8 protein-coding genes are annotated in these 7,278 nt (G+C 62.6%); 6 read left to right on the forward strand and 2 right to left on the reverse strand.

Annotation, left to right across the window (positions count from 1 at the left end; all coding sequences use genetic code 11):
* Positions 1 to 32: 32 nt before the first annotated feature.
* Genes PHP59_RS10515 through PHP59_RS10530 form a run of 4 tightly spaced genes read left to right on the forward strand, consistent with a single transcriptional unit; the run spans position 33 to position 3,237 of the window.
* On the forward strand, positions 33 to 980 hold the full coding sequence (locus PHP59_RS10515) for a radical SAM protein (protein ID WP_300166720.1): 948 nt from the start codon (positions 33 to 35) through the stop codon (positions 978 to 980).
* Between the two features lie 28 nt (positions 981 to 1,008).
* Positions 1,009 to 2,256: a Glu/Leu/Phe/Val dehydrogenase gene (locus PHP59_RS10520; RefSeq protein ID WP_300166722.1), complete on the forward strand. Its 1,248-nt coding sequence runs from the start codon at positions 1,009 to 1,011 to the stop codon at positions 2,254 to 2,256.
* Positions 2,257 to 2,580, forward strand: coding sequence for a divalent-cation tolerance protein CutA (gene cutA, locus PHP59_RS10525; protein WP_300166724.1), 324 nt, complete (start codon positions 2,257 to 2,259; stop codon positions 2,578 to 2,580). It abuts the gene before it with no gap.
* Between the two features lie 54 nt (positions 2,581 to 2,634).
* Positions 2,635 to 3,237 carry an SOS response-associated peptidase gene (locus PHP59_RS10530; protein WP_300166726.1) on the forward strand — a complete coding sequence of 201 codons (603 nt, stop codon included), beginning with the start codon at positions 2,635 to 2,637 and terminating at the stop codon, positions 3,235 to 3,237.
* A gap of 1 nt (position 3,238) precedes the next feature.
* On the opposite strand, the gene PHP59_RS10535 is transcribed toward PHP59_RS10530, so the two are convergent.
* Together PHP59_RS10535 and PHP59_RS10540 are read right to left on the reverse strand one after the other, a co-directional pair.
* Positions 3,239 to 4,045, reverse strand: a complete 807-nt coding sequence (locus tag PHP59_RS10535) for a proline dehydrogenase family protein (protein ID WP_300166728.1) — start codon at positions 4,043 to 4,045, stop codon at positions 3,239 to 3,241.
* A 37-nt stretch (positions 4,046 to 4,082) separates the two neighbouring features.
* A complete protein-coding gene (locus PHP59_RS10540) occupies positions 4,083 to 5,648 on the reverse strand; it encodes an aldehyde dehydrogenase family protein (protein ID WP_300166730.1) in 1,566 nt (521 codons plus the stop codon).
* Positions 5,649 to 6,253: 605 nt separating this feature from the next.
* On the opposite strand from PHP59_RS10540, the gene tnpA reads away from it, so the two are divergent.
* Both tnpA and PHP59_RS10550 read left to right on the forward strand, forming a co-directional pair.
* Entirely contained in the window at positions 6,254 to 6,661 is a 408-nt protein-coding gene (gene tnpA / locus PHP59_RS10545) for an IS200/IS605 family transposase (RefSeq protein ID WP_300166732.1), read from the forward strand.
* Positions 6,662 to 6,703: 42 nt separating this feature from the next.
* Positions 6,704 to 7,278, forward strand: a 575-nt coding sequence (locus PHP59_RS10550; RefSeq protein WP_300166734.1) for a transposase, incomplete at its 3' end; no start/stop codon positions are given.

Genomic DNA, 7,278 nt, shown 5'->3' on the forward strand with positions numbered 1-7,278 from the left:
TGCGGGGCGATTTCGTCGTCACATAATTGGTCATGGGACGGAGAGCGCCGTCATATCTCGATCTCCTGCAGACAGGGGAACTCGCCCGGCGTGCCGGGGAGGCATGGGAACGCCTCTCCTCCTGCACCCTCTGCCCGCGGCAGTGCCGGGTGGACCGCCTGCACGGGGAGACGGGCTTCTGCCGGAGCGGGAGCCTCCCGAAGCTTGCGAGTTTCGGCCCGCACTTCGGCGAGGAGCCCGAACTCGTGGGGAGACATGGGTCAGGGACGATCTTTTTTTCCAATTGCACGATGCGGTGTGAATTTTGCCAGAACTACGAGATCAGCCAGTGCGGCGCCGGGCGGGAGATCACCTGCGACAAACTCGCCAGGATCATGCTCGCCCTCCAGGACGACGGCTGCCACAACATCAACCTCGTCTCCCCGACCCACTTCGTCCCCCAGATCATCGCGGCGCTCCAGACCGCCGCGGGGCAGGGCCTCGCCCTCCCCCTCGTCTACAACACCGGGGGCTACGACTGCGCCTCGACCCTACGCCTCCTCGACGGCATCGTGGACATCTACATGCCGGACGCCAAGTACGGCGACGACGAGACCGCACGCAGACTCTCCCATGCCCCGCACTACACCCGGTACATGCAGGAGGCGATCCTGGAGATGCACGAGCAGGTCGGCGACCTCGTCGTTGACGAGGAGGGGATCGCCGTCCGCGGCCTGATCATCCGCCACCTCGTCCTCCCTGACGGCCTTGCCGGGAGCCGCGAGGTCTTCCGCTTCATCGCGCAGGAGGTCTCGAAAGAGAGTTACGTGAACGTCATGGCCCAGTATCGGCCGGAATGGCACGCCGCAGAGGGCGGGCGCGGCCTCCCCGAAGGCCTCGGCCGCCGCATCACCGCGTCCGAGTACGACGAAGCCCTCAGAGAAGCCGAAAAGGCCGGCCTCCACCGGGGATTCCCCCGCCCGCCGCCCACAGGTTTATGAGGTCACAGGGGAATGCAGGTGTGTTTTCATGACCGAGATCAACCTCTTTGAGACTGTCAAGGGACACATCTGCCAGTGCGCATATGACCTCAGCCTTGCCCCGGATATCGAGGCGATCCTGAAGACGCCGATGCGGGAGTTCAACTTCTCCATCCCGGTCAGGATGGACACCGGCCGGATCAGGACATTCCAGGCATTCAGGATCCAGTACAACGACGCACGCGGGCCGACAAAAGGGGGGATACGCTTCCACCCCGACGAGACGATCGACACGATCCGTGGCCTTGCGGCACTGATGGCATGGAAATGCGCCCTTTTCGGTCTCCCTCTCGGCGGCGCGAAGGGGGGGATCGTCTGCAACCCGAAGGAACTCTCGGAGGGCGAACTCGAACGGCTGAGCCGGGGGTATATCATGGGCGTCTCCCGGATCATCGGGCCGCACACCGACATCCCGGCCCCTGACGTCTACACCAGCCCAAAGGTCATGGCCTGGATGATGGACGAGTACTCGCGGATCGTGGGGAGGACGACCTTCGGGGTGATCACCGGCAAACCCCTCTCCGTCGGCGGGTCAGAGGGGCGGGAAGACGCCACGGCGCGGGGCGGGTGGTACGTCGTCGCCGAGGCGGCAGAGGACGCGGGCATCGACCTCCGCGGGGCGACCGTGGCGATCCAGGGCTTCGGGAACGTCGGCACCCATGCGGCCGTTCTCGGCCAGTACCTCGCCGGGGCGCGGGTGGTCGCGGTGAGCGACAGCAAAGGCGGTGTCCTGAACAGGAACGGCCTTGAGGTGAGGAGGCTCGAAGACCACAAGGAGAGGACAGGGAGCGTCAGTGGCTTCCCCGACGCCGAGGAGATCACCAACGAGGAACTCCTCGCCCTCGACGTGGACATCCTCATCCCCGCGGCACTGGAGAACACGATCACGGCGGAGAATGCACCGCAGATCAGGGCAAAGATCGTCGCGGAGTTTGCCAACGGCCCGGTCACCAACGACGCCGAAGCGGTTCTCACGAAGAAGGGGACCGTGATCGTCCCCGACCTCCTCTGCAACGCCGGCGGGGCCGTGGTCTCCTACTACGAAATGGTCCAGAACCTCAACATGGACCACTGGAATGCCGCAGACGTGGACCGGAGATTGAAGACAATGATGACCTCCACCTATCACGCGGTCCACGAGACCGCACAGAAGAAGAACTTCACCCTCAGGCAGGCGGCGTACACCATCGCCATCCACAATGTCGTCGAGGCGATGATCGCGAGGGGGTGGGTCTGAATGGAGGGAAAGACCATCGTCGTCCTCTGCACCGCCCCGACGAGGGACGCCGAGAGGATCGCCGACCTTATCGTCAGGAAGGGCCTTGCCGCATGCGTGAACATCATGGGGGTCGGCTCCATCTACCGCTGGGAGGGAGAGATCCAGCATGAGAGGGAAGAGTTGATGGTGATCAAGACGACAGGCGAACTTCTCGAAAGCCTGACAGAGACGATCGGGGGGGCCCACCCGTACGCCGTCCCTGAGATCATCGCCCTCCCGGTCGTCGGCGGCCATGCCGACTACCTTGCATGGGTCGGGGAGTCGGTCGGACGGAGGGAGTGACCGCACCCTGCCGCGGGCAGAGAGACTAAGTACAGGAGGCGCCGATACCCGGCCATGTGCGGACGCTTTACCATCGCCGCGCCCGAGAGGATCAGCGTGCGTTTTGACGCGGAGGGGGAGGATCTCCTCAAAAGACCGCGCTACAATGCCGCACCCGGCCAGGTCCTCCCCATCGTTGCGGGGGACGGGAAGCGGCGTATCCTCCCCGCCCGCTGGGGGTTTCCGGGCACGCCCCTGATCGTCAATGCCCGCGCCGAGGACCTCGCGGAAAGGCCGGTCTTCGCCCGCCTCCTCGACGGCGGGCGGTGCCTTGTCCCGGCCACCGGTTTCTACGAATGGGACGCCCTGAAGAGGCCCTTTTATTTCACCCTGAAAGAGGAACCCCTCTTTGCCTTCGCAGGGCTGTACGATCGGGGTTCTTTCGTCATCGTCACGACGGACGCGAACATGCTCGCGGCGCAGGTCCACTCCCGCATGCCCGCAGTCCTCGGGCAGGAGAGGGAGGCGGCATGGCTTGCCGGGGACGACCCGGCCGGACTCCTCGTGCCCGTCCCGGCAGAGACGATGACCTCGGCCCCGGTGGGGGGCAGGGTCAATGACCCGGCAAACGACGACCCCTCCCTCATCGCGCCCCTGGCACAGACGCAATGGTGGTGAATCAGGGGAGGGGCGATCGGCCGAGGTCGCGGAGGCGGTCGAGGTACTGCACCCGCCGCGCCTCATATATCGATCCCCTCCGACCGTACGGCACGTACTCGGAGACCTTCCAGCCGTCCGCGGCCATCGCCGTCTTGGTCTGGTCGGCAAGGCCCATCAGAAAGCCGAACTCCACCAGGTCGCGGCTCTCCGCATGTGCGGTCAGCCACGCCACCAGGTCGGGGTCATGGGTCCCCACCGAGAAGGGCGTGCGGGAGGAGAGGAGTGAGGCGGCGATGGCGCGGAACTGCCTCTGGATCAGGCCGAAGTCGCGGGTGTCGCCGAGGTATGCCCCCTTGACGAGCCGCGGCCTGATCCCGGCCCCCTCCATCGCCCGGAGGTCTCCGGCGGCCCTCTGGAGATAGGCCTGGACGGCCAGCGTCACCGCGTGCCCCTCCCCGGCAACGCGGCCTGCCGCTGCAAGGGTGAAATCGACAAGGTTTCGCCCTTCCATGTCGATCTCAACCCCGACTCCCCGCCTCTTCCCTTCGGCCATGATGCGTCCCAGGTGCGCCGTGCACCCGTCCCGGTCGAAGACCGCACCCAGCGCGGAGAGTTTCACCGCGACCGAGGCGTCGAGCGCGTGCGCCTCGACGGCCCTGACAGCGGCGCGGCACTCTGATCCTGCGTCCCGGGAGGCGTCACGGTCCTGCACGTACTCGCCGAGGGGGCTGATGCTGCAGCTGATGCCCTGACGATTCCTCTCTTCGCACCATCGCACCGCCTCGTCGAGGTCGGGAAGAAACCAGCGCCTGTCAGGACCTGCCATGACCGGGAATGGGCAGGGAGAGGGGAAAAAGGTTGGGTCAGAGGGAGGTCCGTGCCTGCTCCCTGAGGAAGGAGAGGAGATAGTACGGCCCTCCCACCCCTTTGCCGGTCGACCCGCTCGCCATCCACCCGCCGAAGGACTGGTACCCCGGCCAGGCGCCGGTCGTCGCCCCGCCCTCTCTGTTCGCATAGCAGACGCCCGCACGGATGGTGTCGAAGAAGTACCTCACCTCGTCCTCGTCTTCGGAGAAGATGCCGGCTGTCAGGCCGTACTCCGTGTCATTGGCGAGGACGAGGGCTTCCTCCAGCGTCGTGAAGGTGCGGGCGCAGAGGAAGGGCACGAAGAGTTCTTTTTTCATCAGAGGGTGGTCCTGCGGGAGGCCGGCGGCGATGGTCGGGCGCACATAATAGCCCCGGGCCAGGTCGCCGTCGCGGAGCACCTCCCCGCCGGTGAGGATATGCCCGCCGTCCTGCCGGCAGAGGGCGACGGCGTCCTCGTAGGTCTGCAGGGCATGCGCCGAGATGAGCGGCCCGAAGAAAGTGTCCCGCCGCCGCGGGTCGCCGACCACCAGGTCTGCCGTCCGCCTGATCAGCGCCCGGCCGAACTCCTCGACCACGCTCTCCTGGATATAGAGACGCGACGTGGAACTGCACTTCTGCCCGCCATAACCGAAGGCGGCCCGCACCACTCCCCCGGCGGCCTTCTCAAGGTCGGCCTTGTCCGTGACGATGCAGGGGTTCTTGCCCCCCATCTCGGTGATCACGGGTTTCGGGTAGTGCTGCTTTACGGCAAAAGCGCGCTGGAGCCACATCCCGGCCTCGTGCGACCCGGTGAAGGCGATGCCGTCGACGTCGGGGTGGGTGGTGACGACCTCGCCGAAGGTGGCGCCCGGCCCGGTGACGAGGTTGACGGCGCCCGGCGGGACGCCCGCCGCCTCGAATGCCTCGTACAGCCTGATGCAGGAGAGAGGCGCGGCGCTCGACGGTTTCATGACGATGGTGTTCCCGGTGAGCAGGGCCGCAGACGCCATCCCGGTCGCAAGGTCGAGCGGGAAGTTGAAGGGGGATATGACGGCCCAGACGCCGTGGGGCCTCATCACGCTGTAGTTCATGCCGCCCCGCACCTCGGGTGTCATCCTGAAGACGAAACTGTTGGCCCTGTCGTAGACCAGACAGTGGTACCGGATCATGTCGATCGCCTCGCCGACCTCGGCGAGGGCCTCGGTCCGCGTCTTCCCGGATTCGAGGGTGATCAGGGCCGCAAGGGCGAAGATCTCCCCCTCCAGAATGTCGGCAACGCGCCCGATGGTCTCGACACGCTCCTCGGGATCGGTCCGGCTCCATGCCGGGAAGGCCCCTTTCGCGACCCTGATCGCGGCTTCGGCCTCGTTTTTTCCTGCCTTCTGAAAGTGGCCGATCACGATGTCCCGGTCGATGGGCGAGCGCACCACGAACTCGTCGACAGGGGCGAACTCCTTGCCCCCGATATAGAGCGGGTGGCGATGGCCGAGGGTGCGTTCGACCTCAGCAAGCGCCGCATCGTAGAACTGGTGCATGCTCTCGTCCGATTCAAGGGATACATAGGTAATCTTCTGTTTCATCATCTTCACCTCTCAGAGGCCCTCCATCGCCGCGTTGGGGATGGCAGGGCCGGTATCGATCCCGGCAGCGTCGCGGGCTTTCGGTCCGGGCGGCCCGGTACCGATATGAGAGTCCATGGTGAAGATATCGAGAGGATATATAATATTCCCCATATGCAATATGCTCAGGCAACACCGGGAGTCGGTGATGTGATAAGAAGGAACAGAATTGAGGCACCAATACAGGTGAAAAATAGTAAAATCCGGTGATCACCCTCCTGATACCCTCACCGGCACTCCCCTAAAGAGATGACCGACAGTGATTTCGTCCACGCACCCGCGAAGGGTGCGACCAGGATAGAGATCGACAGACCGATCTCCCGATGAGTTTCAATCCACGCACCCGCGAAGGGTGCGACGGTCTTTCCGCACTCGGTCGCAAGGCCCTGCAATTTCAATTCACACATCCATGAAGGATGTGACGTCAATGCGGTGATCGTTTTAACTTGCGGTGGTGAAGGGGACGGAGCGGGAAGTCCCCTGTCTTCAGGCCGGGGATGAAAGCGGAGCCGCCCTTCTTCCCTGCGATAGATATATCTTTTTGGGTATTATATTGTGGTGCACCCAATATGAAGTATAAACTCGATAGATCTGCGCATTCAGTCTTTGCTCTCTACTATCATCTAGTGATAGTAGTGAAGTATCGCCGGAAAGCGTTGTATTCTGACGAGATCCGGGAACGTCTGAAAGATATTGTGTGGAACCTATCTGACGAATTGGGTATAGACGTTGTTGCTCATGAACCCGCCGAAGATCACTATCATCTTCTCTTCAAGGCGACTCCGAAAACCAACCTTGTCAATGTTGTCAATGTGATTAAGGGAGTGTCAGCGCGGAGACTGCGGCAGGAGTTCCCTGCAACAAAGAATTTGCTATGGGGAGATTCCTTCTGGTCTCCGTCATATTTCCTCGCAACATCTGGACAGGTAAGCCTTGACGCCCTGAAAGAGTATGTCGATTCTCAAATGGAGAAGTGAATGATCATTTCCTACAAGTATCGGGCATATCCAGATGCAACCGTGGAAACACGATTGCACGAGACACTCGATACCTGTAGGTGGCTCTACAACAAACTCCTCGAAGAATGCAACACAGCACGGGAGGGCGGGAACACTCCGACAATGCGAGGAATGCAGGCACGGATCGTCACGCTGAAAGACGATAATCCGTCTCTGAAGGACGTGTACTCCAAAGTGCTCCAGATGGTGAACTATACTCTCTGGAGCAACATCGCTGCACTCTCGCAGATAAAGCAGAGAGGTCGAAAGATCGGCAAACTCAGGTTCAAGAGCGCATTCCGATACCGGACGCTCAACTACAACCAGTCCGGGTTCAAGATCGACCGTGAACAGAGCACGGTTACATTCTCAAAGATCGGAACACTTCTGTTCACGATGCACCGACCATATGCCGGGAAGGTGAAAGGTGTCCTGATCACCCGTTCTGGTGATAGATGGTACGTGATCGTTCAGGCAGAGCAGGATGCTTCCGGGTCAAAGCGTGAAGGACAGTCTGTTGGGATCGATGTCGGTCTGAACTCGTTTGCAGTCGATAGTGACGGTGCGGTGATCGAAAATCCCCGATTCTATGGGCG

The organism is Methanofollis sp., from assembly GCF_028702905.1.
Classification (GTDB): domain Archaea; phylum Halobacteriota; class Methanomicrobia; order Methanomicrobiales; family Methanofollaceae; genus Methanofollis.

Excerpts from the sequence above, each read along its gene's own strand:
- cutA (WP_300166724.1), top strand. The coding sequence starts at position 2,257 with ATGGAGGGAAAGACCATCGTCGTCCTCTGCACCGCCCCGACGAGGGAC.
- tnpA (WP_300166732.1), top strand. The coding sequence starts at position 6,254 with ATGAAGTATAAACTCGATAGATCTGCGCATTCAGTCTTTGCTCTCTAC.
- PHP59_RS10540 (WP_300166730.1), bottom strand. The coding sequence starts at position 5,648 with ATGATGAAACAGAAGATTACCTATGTATCCCTTGAATCGGACGAGAGC.
- PHP59_RS10535 (WP_300166728.1), bottom strand. The coding sequence starts at position 4,045 with ATGGCAGGTCCTGACAGGCGCTGGTTTCTTCCCGACCTCGACGAGGCG.
- PHP59_RS10515 (WP_300166720.1), top strand. The coding sequence starts at position 33 with ATGGGACGGAGAGCGCCGTCATATCTCGATCTCCTGCAGACAGGGGAA.
- PHP59_RS10530 (WP_300166726.1), top strand. The coding sequence starts at position 2,635 with ATGTGCGGACGCTTTACCATCGCCGCGCCCGAGAGGATCAGCGTGCGT.
- PHP59_RS10520 (WP_300166722.1), top strand. The coding sequence starts at position 1,009 with ATGACCGAGATCAACCTCTTTGAGACTGTCAAGGGACACATCTGCCAG.